Origin of the sequence: Paenibacillus sp. P36, from assembly GCF_045866505.1 — a bacterium.
GTDB classification, from domain to species: domain Bacteria; phylum Bacillota; class Bacilli; order Paenibacillales; family NBRC-103111; genus Paenibacillus_E; species Paenibacillus_E chondroitinus.
In genome coordinates this window covers 7,484,737-7,504,048 of the sequence record NZ_AP038372.1, presented here as the reverse complement: position 1 = coordinate 7,504,048, position 19,312 = coordinate 7,484,737, and the positions used below count along the sequence as shown (strand labels likewise).

The 19,312-nt window shown below is 46.9% G+C and carries 13 protein-coding genes, 3 tRNA genes and 2 rRNA genes; 14 read left to right on the top strand and 4 right to left on the bottom strand.

Features of this window, described 5'->3' with window-relative positions; translation table 11 throughout:
• Positions 1–53 precede the first annotated feature (53 nt).
• From ACKTT9_RS32900 to ACKTT9_RS32885, 4 genes are all read right to left on the bottom strand, one after another.
• Positions 54–1,226 carry a sugar MFS transporter gene (locus tag ACKTT9_RS32900; RefSeq protein ID WP_127458725.1) on the bottom strand — a complete coding sequence of 391 codons (1,173 nt, stop codon included), beginning with the start codon at positions 1,224–1,226 and terminating at the stop codon, positions 54–56.
• A complete protein-coding gene (locus ACKTT9_RS32895) occupies positions 1,223–2,047 on the bottom strand; it encodes a Cof-type HAD-IIB family hydrolase (RefSeq protein WP_407869308.1) in 825 nt (274 codons plus the stop codon). The genes ACKTT9_RS32900 and ACKTT9_RS32895 overlap by 4 nt, the downstream gene beginning before the upstream one ends.
• Positions 2,040–2,816, bottom strand: coding sequence for a DeoR/GlpR family DNA-binding transcription regulator (locus ACKTT9_RS32890; protein ID WP_407869307.1), 777 nt, complete (start codon positions 2,814–2,816; stop codon positions 2,040–2,042). Before ACKTT9_RS32890 ends, ACKTT9_RS32895 begins: the two co-directional genes overlap by 8 nt.
• Positions 2,817–2,968: 152 nt before the next feature.
• Positions 2,969–4,612: an FAD-dependent oxidoreductase gene (locus ACKTT9_RS32885; protein ID WP_407869306.1), complete on the bottom strand. Its 1,644-nt coding sequence runs from the start codon at positions 4,610–4,612 to the stop codon at positions 2,969–2,971.
• 216 nt (positions 4,613–4,828) lie between these two features.
• Between ACKTT9_RS32885 and ACKTT9_RS32880 the strand changes: the two genes are divergently transcribed.
• The 14 genes from ACKTT9_RS32880 (at position 4,829) to ACKTT9_RS32815 (ending at position 19,309) form a co-directional block, all read left to right on the top strand.
• Entirely contained in the window at positions 4,829–6,052 is a 1,224-nt protein-coding gene (locus ACKTT9_RS32880; protein ID WP_407869305.1) for an S-layer homology domain-containing protein, read from the top strand.
• A 149-nt stretch (positions 6,053–6,201) separates the two neighbouring features.
• Positions 6,202–6,480 (top strand): hypothetical protein, encoded by a 279-nt coding sequence (locus ACKTT9_RS32875; RefSeq protein ID WP_157326734.1) that lies wholly within the window; start codon positions 6,202–6,204, stop codon positions 6,478–6,480.
• Positions 6,481–6,758: 278 nt separating this feature from the next.
• Positions 6,759–8,294, top strand: a 16S ribosomal RNA gene (locus tag ACKTT9_RS32870).
• A 215-nt stretch (positions 8,295–8,509) separates the two neighbouring features.
• Positions 8,510–11,429: ribosomal RNA gene (locus ACKTT9_RS32865) — 23S ribosomal RNA — on the top strand.
• Together the 16S and 23S rRNA genes with 3 tRNA genes alongside form the textbook arrangement of a ribosomal RNA operon.
• Positions 11,430–11,608: 179 nt before the next feature.
• A tRNA-His gene (locus tag ACKTT9_RS32860) sits at positions 11,609–11,681 on the top strand.
• Positions 11,682–11,698: 17 nt separating this feature from the next.
• Positions 11,699–11,770: transfer RNA gene (locus ACKTT9_RS32855), tRNA-Gln, on the top strand.
• Between the two features lie 15 nt (positions 11,771–11,785).
• Positions 11,786–11,867, top strand: a tRNA-Leu gene (locus tag ACKTT9_RS32850).
• Between the two features lie 279 nt (positions 11,868–12,146).
• Entirely contained in the window at positions 12,147–12,497 is a 351-nt protein-coding gene (locus tag ACKTT9_RS32845; protein ID WP_127456545.1) for a DUF2294 domain-containing protein, read from the top strand.
• 256 nt (positions 12,498–12,753) lie between these two features.
• Positions 12,754–13,848, top strand: coding sequence for a PotD/PotF family extracellular solute-binding protein (locus ACKTT9_RS32840; RefSeq protein ID WP_407869304.1), 1,095 nt, complete (start codon positions 12,754–12,756; stop codon positions 13,846–13,848).
• A gap of 75 nt (positions 13,849–13,923) precedes the next feature.
• Entirely contained in the window at positions 13,924–14,856 is a 933-nt protein-coding gene (locus ACKTT9_RS32835; protein ID WP_407869303.1) for a nucleoside hydrolase, read from the top strand.
• Positions 14,857–14,883: 27 nt separating this feature from the next.
• Positions 14,884–15,705 (top strand): ABC transporter permease, encoded by an 822-nt coding sequence (locus ACKTT9_RS32830; RefSeq protein ID WP_127456548.1) that lies wholly within the window; start codon positions 14,884–14,886, stop codon positions 15,703–15,705.
• A 4-nt stretch (positions 15,706–15,709) separates the two neighbouring features.
• Positions 15,710–16,498, top strand: coding sequence for an ABC transporter permease (locus ACKTT9_RS32825; protein ID WP_157323358.1), 789 nt, complete (start codon positions 15,710–15,712; stop codon positions 16,496–16,498).
• Positions 16,499–16,513: 15 nt separating this feature from the next.
• Complete coding sequence (locus ACKTT9_RS32820; RefSeq protein WP_407869302.1) at positions 16,514–17,575, top strand: ABC transporter ATP-binding protein; 1,062 nt, start codon at positions 16,514–16,516, stop codon at positions 17,573–17,575.
• A 21-nt stretch (positions 17,576–17,596) separates the two neighbouring features.
• Complete coding sequence (locus tag ACKTT9_RS32815) at positions 17,597–19,309, top strand: adenine deaminase C-terminal domain-containing protein (RefSeq protein WP_407869301.1); 1,713 nt, start codon at positions 17,597–17,599, stop codon at positions 19,307–19,309.
• Positions 19,310–19,312: the final 3 nt, after the last annotated feature.

Below are 19,312 nucleotides of genomic sequence, written 5' to 3'. Positions count from 1 at the left end.
TAGCGCGGCAGCACCAAAAAGGACAACCCGACGAAAGGGGTTGTCCTTTATTTTTAACTAGAAGCCTGAACCTTCCACCTGCGGGAGTAGAGAACAATGCCGAAAACCACACACATGCCAACTAACACAAACCAAATCGATAAGCCAACTTGAAACTTATCCATTCCCCATCCGACGCCAAGCGGAATGACGGATCCGCCCAAGCCACCTGCAGCGATAAGCGTGCTTGTTGTTTGCTCCGTGCGCCCAGGGAGTAATTGATTGGCATAAATAAGAGCTACAGCGAACATCCCTGACATGAAGAGTCCAAGCAGCAGAACAATAGCGAAGCTGCTCCATAACTGCGTGCTGAACAGCCACAAAAAGACAGTAATCAAGCTGCCGCCAAAAGCGACGGCCAAATAACGGAAATAGGTCATTTTCTCGGCAAGCACGCCGGCAAATAGTCGACCTGCCACCATCGCAATCCAATAAGCTGTTACCGCCAAAGAGGACAGAGAGCTTGAAGTGTGCATTTGATCGATAAAGATCGAAGGCAGGAAGTTAACAATTGTATTTTCCATTCCTACATAGATGAAGAAAACAAGCATGAACAGAATTAGGAAGGTTAACGAACTCCTTGTCAGAGCTGGAGGCTTTACCTCTTGCTGTGACTTGTCGGCTTTGTGAGCCAACAATTCGTCATGCTCGCCCAAGGAAAGCTTCGACCAGATGAGTCCTGTTGCAAGCGCGCTTAATCCCAACAGCATAAATCCATATTTCCATAACCCGTTGGCAATCAAAATACTGGATACAATCGGCATGAATAGTGCGCCAAGTCCGAAGAAAACTTCGAGCGTGCTGAAGGCCGAGGCTTGTTTATCCTTTGCCGCCATTAACACGAAGGTTGAAATGCTCGCTTCTACGAGTCCGAAAGCCACGCCGGCTACGAAGGTGAGGCTCACGGCCAAAGCCCAAGGGGGCAGCATGACGATCGTCATCATGGCCAGGAAAAGCAATCCGAAAGCCGTCGTAATCGTGTTTCGGCGGCTGAATCGGCGACTGAACGCCGGCATGCTGAGCACGCCAAGCAAAAATCCGCCGAATTCAAGGAACACCAACAGCCCGCCATCGCTGTAGCTGCGTCCATAATGAGTGAGCAGCTCGGGTAATACCGCTCCAAAAATAACGTGGGTGCACCCTGTTAATAGATAGGACAGGCACCCCATAATTAATAATCTTCTCATACCATTGTGCTTCCTTTTTGCTCTTGCATGTATTTATCGTTATAGGCAAATACATGATCAACGACTTCAGCAACAGACTCGACATGATAGTTTGCTTTTTGTTTGACCTCCGGATGGGCACCTTTCATAGCAAAGCTATGCGGCGTAATCCCGAACATGGATACATCATTGAAGGAATCACCGACACAGGCAATTTCCTCCGGTTTTAGACCCAATTGCTCAATGAGGACGAGGAGGGAGTTACCTTTTGAAACTTGCCGTGGCATGATGTCCAAGCAATCTTTATCGGAGATGAAAAGCTCAACTTGATCGCCCATTTTTTCTTCTATTAAAGCTTTAATTGCCAGAAGGATTTGAATATCCCCGAATGTAGAAATCTTACAAATTGGAAGTTCGGCTTGCAGGGACTGCTCAATGTCCTCCTTTATAATAAAAGGCCGGAATGTACGTGACTGAACCTCATCGGAAGCTGGCGTTAAATGCGTGATGTAATTGGCTTCGCCAGAGCAAACGATTTTCACGACGTCAAAATCTTTCAGCAATTGATACACTCGATACGCTAATTCAGGCTCAAAAAGCTGAGATTTCAGAAACGAGCCGTCCTCCAAATGAATGAATGCGCCATTCTGCGACACGGAGTAGGCACGATGTCCGATTTCCTCAAGAACCTGCTGCATCTCCACATTCATTCTTCCTGAGGCCAGGCAAAGCAGGATGTCGGCTTCTTTCACTTTTTTCAGCGCAGCTTGCTCTCTTGAACTAACTTTCTTGCTGTGATCGAGCAAAGTACCGTCCAAATCACTTACGATAAGCTTAATCATCTAAGTCATCTCCTTTTGCCAAAACGATTTCAACTTCACTTGCCAGTAATTTCTCTCTCATTTCGGAGCTTAAGTCTTGGTCTGTGACCAGGATATCGATGCTTTCAAAACCAACCACGCGATGGAACAGCCGCTTGCCGAACTTAGAGTGATCTGCTAAAACGATGACTTGGTCAGCATGTTGGATCATGGCGCGGACTAAATAGCTGTCCTCTTCATTGGGGGCTGACAGCCCTTCCTCCGTAATTCCGCAGGTTCCGATCAGCAGCTTATCGACGTGGTAATCGTTCAACATCTCGATGGCTTTCGCGCCGTAGACGCTATGGTGTTTGCTATCCAATACGCCACCAAGAATGTGGATCGTAGTTTCATCTTTGCGGGTTAAAATAGCAGCAATTTCTATAGAACTTGTCACCACAACGTTCTGTTTGGAAGATAGTGCACTTGCCGCATGCAGCACTGTCGTGGAGGCATCCATCATGATATAGTCGCCATCTTGAATGAGTCCTGCGGCTGTTTTGCCGATGGTTAGTTTGGAAGAAGACTCTGATTGGAGGCGTTGTTCATAATTGCCGACTTCTTTGGAAAGTGTAGGGAGGATGGCGCCGCCGCGTGTTCGCACAATACGGCCCTGTTCTTCAAGTTTTACCATGTCACGCCGGGCGGTATCTCGTGATACATCATACAGCTCGCAAATCAGGTCGACCGTAATGCGCTTATTTGATTTTAAGTAATCAATAATGGATATGAGTCTTTCTTCTTGAAACAAAGGTTTCTCGCTCCTTTCGCGTAAGTGTTTATAAGTGAACTTAAGTATATTGCTTATTATATGTCTGGAAGTTTGGTTTTTCAACACCTTTTTTTCTTAAATTTTCGTAAAAAAACCGCACACTCGCTTAAGGAGCGAATGCACGGATTTGGTTATTTCACAGCTGTTTTTTTGCGAGTTTTCACGTAGCTAGGATAAGTAATTTCTCCGCTATCCAGCTTTCTGATCTCATCTTCGTTCCAACCGCTGATTTTATTGGTACCGGTTACCCCGGTTAGCTTGATTTGATAATGAGCAGCTAAATACTGCTGCAGCTTGGCCATCTCCTCAGGCGTGATTTCTCTAAGCTTTTGTTTACCTTGTAACTGCCCCAGTATGATGCCAATGGATTCAGCAGCCAGACTCGTATTCGGTTGAATTCTTGTGCTTCCGTATGCGATTGCTGAAGAGCCCACATTTTTCCCAGCGGCAATGACATTGTCGTAATTTTTTAATAAAAAGCTGCGCAGCGGCATCCCGTATTTATCGGGACGTCCCATCTCAATGCCCCATTTGTTGGCGCTAGTGCCCTGTAAATCGAGCGGATAGCCGCCAATGCTGACATTATCCCAGAACATGGCGCCAGAAAGCAGGTCGGACGGCTTTAAAACATAATCCATTTCGTAGTGATTATATTCCCTTACGTAAGGGTAAGTTGGCAGTTCCCCAAGTTCGGCATGTTCCCAACCCGGTAAGGTTTTACGGAAATGTCCCAGAATAGATGCCGTCTCTTTGTTGCCCAGTGTAACAGCTTCTTGGATGGATTCGGGTTTGGATGGGTCAACGGTGTACACCAGAAGGGCGTTAATCAAAACTTCCCCGTCTCTTTGATTCACAGCATTTAAACCTCTTAGAAATACGCGGTCATTGGATGGGTGATAGGCCTTTGTCATACCGCTGAGCCCGATCGCATAGCTGTCATTGACAGAACCGCCGCCAAATTGTTTGGATTTCTCTTCAGGTTTTAACGCGTTGAAAGTTGTGCTGAACTTTTTCCAATCGACATGCGTGAACTTCATCATCATACCGGCGCTCATGTATTCGATGTCTTTTTGCCCATAAAACTTCTCCAGTCCTGGCAATCTCTTGGCATCAAGTCGAGAGATGAGTGCGGCGTAATCACTATTATCGACCCAGTAGCCGGCCGTAATCTTCTTCTTTTCATTTTTATCTGTCGTGTAAACGATAGAAGCGACTTTGTGCATGCTGTCTGGTGTGTTGATTTGCTCAATGTCATTTAGGATAACGCCGGATTCGACAGGAATATTTTTGACCAGTTTATCCATATACGTTGAAAATTCGGAAAGCTTACGGATTTTGGCGTTTCGGAAGCCATCGAACAATTCTTTAGCCCGGCCCTGCACTAATAAATGGCCTTGATCGTCACGTGTTTCATCCAAAAACAACATTTGACTTTGAAGGATCTGGCCTCCAAAAGCTTTATGAGGATCGAGCACTTTTACCTTCAAACCTTCGTCTGCAGCCGCCCTCGCTAGATAGAGACCCTCCAGTTCGCTGCCGATGACAACAACGTCAAATTGCTCGGATGGATACGTATTTTTGGTTTCTACGGGTGGTGTTGGCGGGGCTTCACTAGCAGGAGGAGAATCTTGATGCGTGCTGGTCGGCACTGTAACAACAGCAGGTTCTACATTTGCTTGCTTGAGTCCGATTTTGCTATAAGAATAGACTGACAACGCAATTAAAATAACGGCTAGAGCAATAACGAGCTGAACTCTGGGATTACGTAAACGCATACATGAGCTCCTTTTGCGGTAGTGTTTTATATCGTTAAGTTTAGCAGTTTCAGGGGGGATTTAATAGACTCGACAATTTTCTAGTTTTAAAGATTTATTTCTCCACCCCCCTAAACATATTTACAATGGCGAATTGTTGTAGCATAACCAGGAACCCTTCGCGAAGGCTCCACATTATTTATACCAACTATATGAATATGGGAGAGGGAACTTGATATGAAAAAGAACCTAATGAAGAAAGCTGTAGCAACAGGACTTGTTTTAACAATGGTAATGGGAGGCGCTTCTGCAGCGTTTGCCAAAGGAAATGACCATGATGATCGTGGTAAAGGAAACAATAACAATAGCTATACTACTTCTATTAATAATGGTAAAAACAACGGTAAAGGTAACATTAGCGGCAACATTCAAATCCGCATTAACTTTGACGACCTCAAAGGCGCTCAATGGGCAATGCGTTACATAGCTAGCTTGGCATCCAAACAAGTGTTTGAAGGATACGAAGATGGTACATTCAAACCAGATAAATCCGTTTCCCGTATTGAAGCGATTACAGCTGCTGTAAGATTGATGGGATTGCGTGAGCAAGCCGAATCTGCTACAGAAATGGCAACGAAATTAAACTTCAAAGATGCGGACAAAATCCCTGCATGGGCAGTTGGATACGTAGCCGTAGCACTTGAAAACGATCTATTCACAGAAAGCGATGACTCCGTTCAACCCAATAAAGAAGCGGACCGCCTATGGGCAACAACGCTGTTAGTGAAAGCTCTGAAACTAGAGTCCGAAGCTAAAGCAAAAATGAACACTCAACTTACATTTAAAGATGCTAAACAAATCCCTGCTGGATCTGTAGGCTATGTTGCTGTAGCTATCGAAAAAGGTCTTGTTGACGGCTTCGAAGACAACACATTCAAACCGAACCAAAGCGTGACTCGTGCACAATTAGCAGCACTATTGGATCGTACAGGCAACCAAATGCCTGATGACCAAAACTCCACTGCTGGAACTGTGAATGCAGCTGTATACAACAACGTGCTTCCAGTAACGAAAGCGGGAGTTACAACTAACTATGTTCTTCACCCGGATGCATTCATCTTGCGTAACGGTGTGAAAGTAGCTGCTTCCGCAATTCAAGTTGGCGATGAAGTGAAAGTTCGTTCTTTCAACAATCAAGTAGTTTTCGTAGAAGTTACTAAAATGGCTGATGCTAACCAAAGCTTTGATGTTGTAGGTACATTAAATAGTACTACTGTAGATGGACAAGGTAAAATCACTTCCATTTCCATTACGCAAACGATCAATGGTGTAAGCCAAACTACGGTTTATAACGTTGCAGCTAATGTTGCGTTGACTGGTAACCTTGGTAACTTTACACCTACCCATGTTGTTGAGCTTAAAGGACAAAACCAAGTTGTTACTACAATTGATGTAAAATAATAAAGAGCATTCATATAGAGATATAAAAAGGTTGAATATTCATAACAGCTCCTTGCTTCTTACAGCAGGGGGCTGTTGTGCTTTTATGCTGTATAAACTTGCATTCCTTGTGGGAAACTGTTCTTTATCTTGAAAGGAGTGGCATGAATATGAACGAAACATTGATGGAGACATTCAAAAGATTTTACGCGGACTATCGAGTTGCAGCCAATGTGGAGCAGAGCTTCACTGACGCTTATCAGGCGATTGCTTATCACGTTATTGATCAAACCGATCATTTAGCCCAGAGCGGCAACTTGGAAGGCGTGCAGAATATCGTCCGGCAGTTTAAAGAGATCAGCTTATCCATAGCTCCTAGCAACGATGCTCTAAAAGAGCGTTTCGAACAGGAACTAGTAGAAGACATGCTCAATCATGGACATTCCTAAAAAAAATGTAGAATAGGGTTGCATTATTTTAATCACCATGGTATATTGTCTTTCCGGCCAAGACGAGCTGAAAACTTTATCGAATATTGTAAAAATAAAGCTTGCATCTGATTGGTTGAATATGCTATATTGTAATTCCGGCCGCGAGAGTGGGACGGAATGCGAAAAAAATTGATCTTTGAAAACTGAACAACGAGTGAGTAAGCACAGTCGAGCAATCGACTATAAATGAGATGAATAATCTCGCTAGCAAGTCAATGAGTACAATCAGCTTTTCTATCATGGAGAGTTTGATCCTGGCTCAGGACGAACGCTGGCGGCGTGCCTAATACATGCAAGTCGAGCGGAGCACTTCGGTGCTTAGCGGCGGACGGGTGAGTAACACGTAGGTAACCTGCCTATAAGACTGGGATAACTATCGGAAACGATAGCTAAGACCGGATAACTGGTTTTCTCGCATGAGAGAATCATGAAACACGGAGCAATCTGTGGCTTATAGATGGGCCTGCGGCGCATTAGCTAGTTGGTGAGGTAACGGCTCACCAAGGCGACGATGCGTAGCCGACCTGAGAGGGTGAACGGCCACACTGGGACTGAGACACGGCCCAGACTCCTACGGGAGGCAGCAGTAGGGAATCTTCCGCAATGGACGCAAGTCTGACGGAGCAACGCCGCGTGAGTGATGAAGGTTTTCGGATCGTAAAGCTCTGTTGCCCTAGACGAACAGCAAGGCGAGTAACTGCGCTTTGTGTGACGGTATAGGAGAAGAAAGCCCCGGCTAACTACGTGCCAGCAGCCGCGGTAATACGTAGGGGGCAAGCGTTGTCCGGAATTATTGGGCGTAAAGCGCGCGCAGGCGGTTAATTAAGTTGGGTGTTTAAGCCCGGGGCTCAACCCCGGTTCGCATCCAAAACTGGTTGACTTGAGTGTAGGAGAGGAAAGTGGAATTCCACGTGTAGCGGTGAAATGCGTAGAGATGTGGAGGAACACCAGTGGCGAAGGCGACTTTCTGGCCTATAACTGACGCTGAGGCGCGAAAGCGTGGGGAGCAAACAGGATTAGATACCCTGGTAGTCCACGCCGTAAACGATGCATACTAGGTGTTGGGGATTCGATTCCTCGGTGCCGAAGTTAACACAGTAAGTATGCCGCCTGGGGAGTACGCTCGCAAGAGTGAAACTCAAAGGAATTGACGGGGACCCGCACAAGCAGTGGAGTATGTGGTTTAATTCGAAGCAACGCGAAGAACCTTACCAGGTCTTGACATCTGGGTGTAAGCACTAGAGATAGTGCCCCTCTTCGGAGCACCCAAGACAGGTGGTGCATGGTTGTCGTCAGCTCGTGTCGTGAGATGTTGGGTTAAGTCCCGCAACGAGCGCAACCCTTGATCTTAGTTGCCAGCATTTCGGATGGGCACTCTAAGATGACTGCCGGTGACAAACCGGAGGAAGGTGGGGATGACGTCAAATCATCATGCCCCTTATGACCTGGGCTACACACGTACTACAATGGTCGGTACAACGGGAAGCGAAGCCGCGAGGTGGAGCCAATCCTTATAAGCCGATCTCAGTTCGGATTGCAGGCTGCAACTCGCCTGCATGAAGTCGGAATTGCTAGTAATCGCGGATCAGCATGCCGCGGTGAATACGTTCCCGGGTCTTGTACACACCGCCCGTCACACCACGAGAGTTTACAACACCCGAAGTCGGTGGGGTAACCCGCAAGGGAGCCAGCCGCCGAAGGTGGGGTAGATGATTGGGGTGAAGTCGTAACAAGGTAGCCGTATCGGAAGGTGCGGCTGGATCACCTCCTTTCTATGGAGACTCGGTCTTGATAAGACCAGTCAAGTGCGAAAGCACACATCGCTTACTCACTCGTGTTCAGTTTTGAAAGGTTAATCCTTTCAAAATAGTTGACAACCAACATCGCTTTGCGCATGTAATGGTTGCAACATTGTTCCTTGAAAACTAGATAACGAAACAAAATGTAAAGTAAGAACTTAGGTAGCAATACCAAATGTATTTTTCTAGGTTAAGCTAGAAAGAGCACACGGAGGATGCCTAGGCACTAGGAGCCGAAGAAGGACGTGGCGAACGACGAAATGCCTCGGGGAGCCGTAAGCAGGCTTTGATCCGGGGATGTCCGAATGGGGGAACCCAGCTGTGGTAATGCGCAGTTATCTCCATCTGAATACATAGGATGGTTGAAGGCAGACCCAGGGAACTGAAACATCTAAGTACCTGGAGGAAAAGAAAACAAAAGTGATTCCGTCAGTAGCGGCGAGCGAAAGCGGAATAGCCCAAACCAAGGAGCTTGCTCCTTGGGGTTGTAGGACCTCATCATGGGGTTAGTTTGGTAGGCGAAGTGATCTGGAAAGGTCCGGCATAGAAGGTAAAAGCCCTGTAGCCAAAATCAAACGAATCTCCTAGAGGTATCCTGAGTACGGCGGGTCACGTGAAACCCCGTCGGAATCCGGCAGGACCATCTGCCAAGGCTAAATACTCCCTAGTGACCGATAGTGAAGCAGTACCGTGAGGGAAAGGTGAAAAGCACCGCGGAAGCGGAGTGAAAAAGAACCTGAAACCGTGTGCTTACAAAAAGTCAGAGCGCTCTATATGTGTGATGGCGTGCCTTTTGTAGAATGAACCGGCGAGTTACGTTCCCGTGCGAGGTTAAGTCGAAAAGACGGAGCCGCAGCGAAAGCGAGTCTGAATAGGGCGCTTTAGTACGTGGACGTAGACCCGAAACCGTGTGATCTACCCCTGTCCAGGGTGAAGGTGAGGTAACACTCACTGGAGGCCCGAACCCACGAATGTTGAAAAATTCGGGGATGAGGTGGGGGTAGCGGAGAAATTCCAATCGAACTCGGAGATAGCTGGTTCTCCCCGAAATAGCTTTAGGGCTAGCCTCGGATGTGGAGTTGTGGAGGTAAAGCACTGATTGGGTGCGGGGCCCGCCAAGGGTTACCAAGTCCAGTCAAACTCTGAATGCCACAAACTTAAATCCGGGAGTCAGACAGTGAGTGCTAAGATCCATTGTCAAAAGGGAAACAGCCCAGACCATCAGCTAAGGTCCCCAAGTGTGTGTTAAGTGGGAAAGGATGTGGAGTTGCACAGACAACCAGGATGTTGGCTTAGAAGCAGCCACCATTGAAAGAGTGCGTAATAGCTCACTGGTCGAGTGACTCTGCGCCGAAAATGTAACGGGGCTAAACACGCCACCGAAGCTATGGCTTGCACGTTAGTGCATGGGTAGGGGAGCGTTGTATGTACGTTGAATTCTGACCGTAAGGACAGGTGGAGCGCATACAAGTGAGAATGCCGGTATAAGTAACGAAAAGATCAGTGAGAATCTGATCCGCCGAAAACCTAAGGGTTCCTGAGGAAGGCTCGTCCGCTCAGGGTAAGTCGGGACCTAAGGCGAGGCCGAAAGGCGTAGTCGATGGACAACAGGTGGAAATTCCTGTACCACCGTAGCCGTTATGAGCAATGGAGTGACGCAGAAGGATAGTGACGCGAGCTGATGGATGCTCGTCCAAGCAGTGAGGCTGATGTGTAGGCAAATCCGCACATCGTAAGGCTGGGCTGTGATGGGGAGGGAAACTTTAAGTACCGAAGGTCATGATTTCACACTGCCAAGAAAAGCTTCTAGCCAGGCGAAGGTGCCCGTACCGCAAACCGACACAGGTGGGTGAGAAGAGAATTCTAAGGCGCGCGGAAGAACTCTCGTTAAGGAACTCGGCAAAATGACCCCGTAACTTCGGGAGAAGGGGTGCCTCGGTAGGGTGAATAGCCCGAGGGGGCCGCAGTGAAAAGGCCCAAGCGACTGTTTAGCAAAAACACAGGTCTGTGCGAAGCCGCAAGGCGAAGTATACGGGCTGACGCCTGCCCGGTGCTGGAAGGTTAAGAGGAGTGGTTAGGGACCTCGGTTCCGAAGCTATGAATTGAAGCCCCAGTAAACGGCGGCCGTAACTATAACGGTCCTAAGGTAGCGAAATTCCTTGTCAGGTAAATTCTGACCCGCACGAATGGCGTAACGACTTGGGCGCTGTCTCAACGAGAGATCCGGTGAAATTTTAATACCTGTGAAGATGCAGGTTACCCGCGACAAGACGGAAAGACCCCATGGAGCTTTACTGCAGCTTGATATTGGACTTTGGTACGATCTGTACAGGATAGGTGGGAGCCTTTGAAGCCTGAGCGCCAGCTTGGGTGGAGGCGCCGTTGGGATACCACCCTGATCGTATCGGAGTTCTAACCTGGTACCGTGATCCGGTATGGGGACAGTGTCAGGTGGGCAGTTTGACTGGGGCGGTCGCCTCCTAAAATGTAACGGAGGCGTTTAAAGGTTCCCTCAGAATGGTTGGAAATCATTCGCAGAGTGCAAAGGCATAAGGGAGCTTGACTGCGAGACCTACAAGTCGAGCAGGGACGAAAGTCGGACTTAGTGATCCGGTGGTACCGAATGGAAGGGCCATCGCTCAACGGATAAAAGCTACCCTGGGGATAACAGGCTTATCTCCCCCAAGAGTCCACATCGACGGGGAGGTTTGGCACCTCGATGTCGGCTCATCGCATCCTGGGGCTGAAGTAGGTCCCAAGGGTTGGGCTGTTCGCCCATTAAAGCGGTACGCGAGCTGGGTTCAGAACGTCGTGAGACAGTTCGGTCCCTATCTGTCGCGGGCGTAGGAAATTTGAGAGGAGCTGTCCTTAGTACGAGAGGACCGGGATGGACGTACCGCTGGTGTACCAGTTGTCTCGCCAGAGGCACCGCTGGGTAGCTATGTACGGAGGGGATAAGCGCTGAAAGCATCTAAGCGCGAAGCCCCCCTCAAGATGAGATTTCCCAGTATGTAAGACCCCTTGTAGACGACGAGGTTGATAGGTTCGAGGTGGAAGTGCGGCAACGTATGCAGCTGACGAATACTAATCGGTCGAGGGCTTAACCTAATATAGGGATCTTTTGACGGAGTCAAAAGTCTCTCAGATTTTATAGGGATCTTTGAACGTAGTTCAAAGTCTCTCAGATTCCAGCTGACTAAGCAGCTAGTCGCTACGTCTAACGTAGATGACAAATTCACTTTACGCAAGTTTCGTATCTAGTCTTCAGGGAATAAATCCCTACTGTGGCGATCGTGGCGAAGGGGTTAACGCACTGGTTTGTGGATCCAGCATTCGTGGGTTCAAGTCCCATCGGTCGCCCTTTTCCCTTATCTTGTTGGGGATTAGCCAAGCGGTAAGGCAACGGACTTTGACTCCGTCATGCCTAGGTTCGAATCCTAGATCCCCAGTTTACTTTCCTTTAAGCGGTCGTGGTGGAACGGCAGACACACCATCTTGAGGGGGTGGCGCTCACAAGGCGTGAGGGTTCAAATCCCTCCGACCGCATCCCAGTTTTACGAAAAACCTTACATATGTAAGGTTTTTTTGTTTTATAACAGAGTCACCAAATAACGAGGAACCTCCTATATCCAATTGCTGCTAATTGAGACTATTAATTTAAAGAACGACATTCGGAAAAACGGATATTTTACAAGAGATTAGGTCGAATTACGTTAAATTCCATATAAAATCACGAACAATAACCTTGATTAATTAAGGAATCCTATGTATTATTAGTATAGCTCGAAAAAATACAGATCAATTATTCCTCTTGAAGGTGATTTAATGTCCGTACCGGATGATTCTAATGAATACAAGAAGAAGCTGTGTCACCTGTATAACGAGATATCCAAAGAATTATTCGGTTTTGGTACAACCTTGCTGAAGGTTTCCTTGGATCAGAATATCATTACGTTTCATGCCAAGCATCGTCGGTCACCCCGCTCAACGGCTTTAGAAGGAGAGGCTCCTACGCTTAAACACGAGGTCGATTTTTACATGTCCTCTATTTACAAGAAGAGAATCCGGGAAAAGCTGGAGCAAGAACTAGGGTTGTCCATGGATGCGGTGTTAAGAGACTATGATCCGCCGACGCAATGGGCCATCACGAACATTATTCTTAAACCAACTAAATAGTCTAGACCACGGTGTATCTCTTTTGATCTATCTTAAGGGCATACCCGCTTGAATATCACTTGATGTCTCTTTCCATTGTTTACGATGAAAAGTGCTCTTGTTAGAAGTTATCTTCTATCAAGGGCACTTTTCTATTTTTTTCAGGTCTTAGCAAGAGCGCGGCATATATTTGTAAGCCGTTGTAGAATACTAGTAAAAATTTAACAAAGGGATTTTCGCTACAAATTATATATATGATATTGGGAGGATGTTAACGATGAAACAAAAAATGCTTCGTGGTTTGATTTCTTTATCCGTAGTAGGACTGGCTTTGACGGGATGCGGTACCGCGCCTGCGAAAGATCAGGGGAATACTGGCGCCGCAACAGCTTCACCTGCGGGAACATCAGGGGAACCTACACAATTGGTTATTTCCACTTGGGGTTTTTCCGATGATTTCTTCAAGAAAGAAGTTTATGCGCCTTTTGAGAAAGAGCATAATGTGAAGATTGTTTTGGAAATCGGCAATAACTCCGAGCGTTTAAACAAAGTGAAACAAGGCAGTTCCAAAGTGGATCTTATCTATTTATCCGACTACTATGCACAGCAAGGAATTGAAGCAGGACTTTTTGAAAAAATCGACCGCAGCCGTATTCCGAATTTAAAAGATATCTACGATATTGCGAAAGCACCGCTTGGTGAAGACTATGGTCCTGCCTATACCGTTGGCCGTTTCGGAATTGCTTACAATCCGAAAGCAGTAGGCAAAGAGATCACGTCGTGGAGCGACCTGTGGAGTCCTGAACTCTCCAAGAAGCTGACGCTGCCAAACATTACGTCTACGACAGGTCCAATGGTGCTGGATGCGGCGTCACTGGTATCCGGTAATGCAAAGTTCAACGAGGATCAAGCTTTCACCAAGGTGAAGGAGCTGAATAAAGGAGTCGTCAAGTACTATGGACAAACTTCTGAATTCGTGAATATGTTCGCACAAGGAGAAATTGCTGCAGGTCCGATCATGGAGATGTATGTGAAGGATTTGAAAGCGGCTGTGCCGGATACGAAGTTCATTTCCCCGAAAGAAGGGGCATATGCCGTAATGAACACGGTCAACGTTATTAAAGGAAGCAAAAATAAGCAGCTAGCGGAAGATTTCATCAACTGGCATTTGAGCAAAGAAGTACAAGAGAAATCTGCGAAAGCAAAAGTGGATTCACCTGTAAACACGACGCTGCAACTCTCAGCTGATGAAGCGCAAGGGATTACGTATGGCGCAGATGTAGTCAACAAGCTGATCAAAATGGATATGAAATTCGTGAATGAGCATCTTAAATCTTGGATCGACCGTTGGAACAAGGAAGTTGCTCAATAATATCAAAGTGGACAAGGGTATATGCTTGGGTGTATACCTTTGTTTTCTTAAAAAGGACCTGAAGGGGGCTTGGTTATGAAAAAGAAAGTCATCCTCGACGTGGATACAGGGATCGATGATGCGTTAGGCATCCTGCTTGCTGTACGAAGCGGAGAGATGGACGTACTAGGCATCACTACGGTGAATGGAAACGTATCGCTGGAGCAAGCGACCAAGAATACATGCAAAATTCTTCAATTACTGGAGAAGGAGCATGAGATTCGTGTCGTTCAAGGCGCGAATAAACCTTTGATGCGCCCAACTTTTTTTGAGCACCGCGTCCATGGTAAAGATGGGCTTGGCGGGGCATTACTTGACATGCCGGTTCACGTGGAGGCAGCGGACGGGCATGCAGTTGATTTCATCGTGGAACAGGTGAAACAGCATGCGGGAGAGGTCACTTTGGTCATGACGGCTCCACTGACGAATCTGGCTTTGGCGGTTATGAAGTATCCTGAGCTGGTTCATCAGGTGAAAGAAGTGATTGTGATGGGCGGTGTCGTCCAAGGTTTCGGCAATGTGACGCCTACAGCGGAGTTCAACATGTACGTCGATCCGGAAGGGGCCAAAATCGTATTCCAGGCAGGTTTTCCAAACTTGACGCTTGTCGGGTTGGATGTAACAAGGAAAGCACTGCTGACAGATGAGCATATCCGTGCACTTGGTGACTCGCCAATAGCCCGATATGTGAAGGAGAGCACTGCGGAATATATGGAACGTTACTATGAACGCAATGGTGTTAGAGCTTGTGCGCTTCATGATCCCCTTGCTGTCGGAGTAGCTCTAAATAAACAGCTGGTCACTACCCGCAAGTACTACGTCGATGTAGAAACCAAAAGTGAGCTATGCGATGGGCAAACGGTATGCGATTTCCAGAATCGCTTGTCCAAAGCGGCCAACGTGCACGTATGCACCGAGGTTGCGGCTGACGAATTTCTCGAACTTTTTATCCGCACGTTACGTGCATAGCGAACCAAGGAACAGGAGTATAGCTGCATGAAAAAAACGTACTTATTATTACTATTGCTGCCGGGCGTATTATTCCTGACGGTTTTCATGGTAGTTCCGATCCTTCTTACGATAGGTTCGACCTTTTTCGATAAAGGAACATTTACCTTTGCAGGGTATTTAAATTTTTTCAAAGACCCGTACTTCCTCAAAATTGTGTGGACGACGCTGCGCGTCAGCTTGGTAACCACGATTCTCTGTATCATCCTGGGGTTCCCGGTAGCCTATTTTATATCCAAACAAGGACCGAGACAGAAGGCGATTTTGCTTGCGCTGGCTATTTTTCCACTGCTGACAAGCTCTGTCGTTAGGTCGTTCAGCTGGATGATTATTTTAGGTAAAAAAGGGTTACTCAATAACGCGTTGATCGCGATCGGTCTCATCAAGGAGCCACTGGATATTTTATATACGCCAACGGCCATGATGATCGGTCTCATCCATTTATTTTTACCGCTCATCCTTATTACGTTGGTCGGTGTTCTTGAGAATATAGATCCGGATCTGATCAAAGCAGCGGAGAGCTTGGGGGCTAACCGATTTAAAGCCTTCGTGAAGGTCATTGTACCACTCAGCGTTCCCGGATTAATCATAGGAAGTATTCTTGTTTTTGTCGGCAGTTTGACGGCATATACAACGCCTGCTTTGCTCGGTGGCAAGCAGCGGGTTATCTCCACTTTCCTTTATCAGAATGCGATTACGCTTAACGATTGGCATCTAGCCTCCGTCATAGCCGTGATTATGATCGTGATCACCTTCGTCGTCATCGCGCTTATGAATAAACTGGCGACTAAATTAAATCCGAAGGGGTAGAAGTATGCGGGAAAAGAATCGAGGGCTGGCGTTTTTCACCCTTCTTGTCTATATTTTCTTGCTCGGGCCGCTCGTTATTATAGCATTTGCTTCATTTGAGCCAGGGAGTGTACTGAAATTCCCACCGACAGGATTTTCGTTGAAATGGTACCGCAACATTTGGGAAGTTAAGATGTTCATGACGACCGCGGGTACCTCTATTATTGTATCGCTGATCGGTAACTTGTTTGCTTTGCTGCTTGGAATTCCAGCGGCGTACGCGTTAAGCCGGTTTACGTTTAAAGGGAAAGAGGCGCTGAATGCCGTTTTTATTTCCCCTGTACTGATTCCCGGTATCGTCCTTGGTTTTACGATGCTGAGGTATCTTATCGTCACGTATAACCTTCCGATCTATGCAGCTCTGCTGATTGGGCATACGGTGATCATGCTTCCTTTCATTATCCGCGTCGTTGCCTCAAGCTTATCGAACTTCGATTTCGCGGTAGAGGAAGCTGCTCTTAGTCTTGGCGCTGGACGGCTGAAAACTTTCTTTAAAGTGGTCTTGCCTAACATTAAATCAGGTATTATTGCAGCTGTTCTGATCGCGTTTTTGGAATCTTTTAATAATGTCGACATCTCGGTCTTTATGACGGGTCCTGGCATCAGCACGCTGCCTATTCAGATGCTGACGTACGTGGAGAACCATTTTGACCCTACGATTGCTGCTATTTCGGTTTTACTTATGATTTTAACTGCGGTACTTATGTTCATCATTGAACGGTTGATGGGTTTATCCTACTTCACCAAACGATAACGGAGGCTTTCATCCATGGCATTGCTTACTTTGGAAAATATTTCGGTTGCCTACGACCAGCAATATATTTTGAAGGACTTCAATTTAAGTGTAGAAAAAGGAAATTTAATATCGCTTCTCGGTCCAAGCGGATGCGGGAAAACGACGACCTTGCGGCTCATCGCCGGTTTTTTGGAAGCTAAATCAGGCAAATTTGCTTTAAATGGGAAGGACTACACGCGCATTCCCGTCAGCAAGCGTAACTTCGGCTTCGTTTTCCAGAGTTATGCGCTGTTCCCGCACTTGTCCATCTACGATAATGTGGCCTTCGGCCTGCGTCTTCGGAAGGTAAGCGGAGCGGAGCTTGATCGACGTGTTCGCAAAATTCTGGAAACGGTAAGCTTGTCCGGCTTCGAGAAGCGTTATCCGAAAGAACTTTCAGGCGGTCAAAGACAGCGGGTGGCCATTGCCCGGGCGCTAGTCATCGAACCTGAGCTGCTGCTCTTCGACGAGCCCCTTAGCAATCTGGACGCTAATCTGCGCATCAATATGCGTGTGGAGATTCGCCGTATTCAACAGGAGCTTGGTATTACTACCGTCTATGTATCGCATGATCAGGAAGAGTGCTTCTCTATTTCGGATCAGGTAGCCATTATGAATAAAGGGATTATTGAGCAGCTGGGTGCTCCGGCGACGATTTTCAAATATCCCAAAACAGAGTTCGTAGCTCGTTTTATTGGTTTCACGAATTTTATCTCTTTTGACACCAGGTATGATGAAAAAGAAGTGATTGCGCTGAAAGTGAAAGATCATATGTTCACTGTAACCAAACATGCCAGTAAGGGAGAGCAGGTCGGGATGCAAGGCGCTATTCGTCCGGATGATGTCCTTCTAGGTATGGCGGGAGAGATTGAGGAAGGTCCCAATGTCGTGACAGGACGTGTGAAAGTGAGCACCTTCTTAGGCAGAAGCTATCAATACGTCGTTCAGACGATACTGGGAGACATTACGGTCAATAAAGAAATGGAATTCCCGTATCCGAGCGGTCAAGAGGTTCGGCTTCATTTTCCAAGCGAGAAATTGGTTCTAGTAGAGTAGTGTACTTGGAGGGAAAGGCATATGCAGGTTGATTTACTGATCGAAAATGTAAAGATTTATAATAGTTATTTTAAAACATTCATTGAAGGTAATGCAGCCATTCTGGATGGTAAGTTTCTATATATCGGGACTAAAGGTGCTGAAAGCTTTGCAGCTGCCGAACGTTTGGACGGGCAAGGGCGCTACATGATTCCAGGGCTCATTGACATCCATCTGCACATCGAAAGTACAATGGTCACTCCGGAGACGTTTTCGTACGGCCTTATTCGCAACGGGGTGACAACGATTGTTCCCGAGCCTCATGAGATCGCCAATGTTTTCGGATTGGACGGGGTCAAAGAATTCATCAAAGCGAGCAAGAGTTGTGTAGCGGACATGTTCTACGCACTCCCTAGTTCGGTTCCTGCCACATCCATGGAGACATCCGGCGGCTCGATTGAAATCGAGGATATGGACGAGCTGCTGCGGACGGAGCGAATTATTTGCTTAGGTGAAATTATGAACTTCGTGGATGTCATCACCGATCCGGACTGCAAAACAAATCAGATTATCAACCATATTCGCAAACACTATCCGCACCTTATTATAGAGGGGCATGTGCCGAAACTGCTGGATTTGGACCTGCATAAGATGATTTACAGCGGAGTCGATTCCGATCACACGCATCAGACGATTGAAGGGATGGAAGCCAGAATCGCTGCGGGCATGTTTATTGAAATTCAAGAGAAATCAATGACACCTGAAGTGATGGATTATTTGATTGAGCATGAAGTGTTAGAGCACTTTTGCTTTGTTACCGACGATGTCATGGCGGATTCCTTCGAGCGACGCGGTCACTTGAATCACATTGTGCGTAAAGCGATCGAGATGGGCATGAAGCCTGAACATGCAATCTATGCCAGTACCCTTTCTCCAGCTAAAAGAATGCGGATGTATGACCGTGGTGTTATTGCACCGGGTAAAGTTGGCGATTTTCAGTTGATTTCTGATCTGGAGCTTCTGACGATTGACCAAGTGTTCAAGCACGGACGCAAGGTTTATGATGTTCGAGAGGCTTATACGTCAGTCACGAACGCACCAGCTTTTCCGCCGCATTATTATCAAAGCGTCCAGATGTCGCCGTTAACAGAAGCGGATTTCTCAGTTAACGTAGACGTAGAGGACGGTTCATATGCTTGCCGTGTTATGATGGTGAAAAACGGCTCTACCTTTACAGAGGAGCATCATACGGAGGTTCATGTCCGTTCTGGTGAACTTATGTGGCAGGATAGTGGAAAAGGACTTATTGCTACTTTTGAACGCTATGGTATAAACGGAAATCGCGCTTATGGTTTAATTGGCGGCGATACAATTAAACGCGGAGCTGTGGCGACGACGTACTCCCACGATAATCATAATTTACTTGTAGTCGGTCACAATCCTCAGGATATGGTCATCGCGGCGAACGAAGTGATTAACAATCAGGGGGGCTTTAGCGTCGTAGAAGACGGAAAAGTCATCGCTTCGCTTAAGCTGCCTGTCGGCGGTATTTTGACGGAAGCTCCACTTGAGCAAGTTGCTAAAGAAGTAGAACATCTACGTAAAGCGATGGAATCATTAGGCTACTGTCATTATAATCCTATTATGTCGATCAGCACGCATTCTTTACCTGTAAGTCCTGCTTTGAAAATTACCGACCACGGTCTAATCGACGTGAACAGCGGTAAAGTCGTGCCGTTAATCGTCTCCAATTAATAT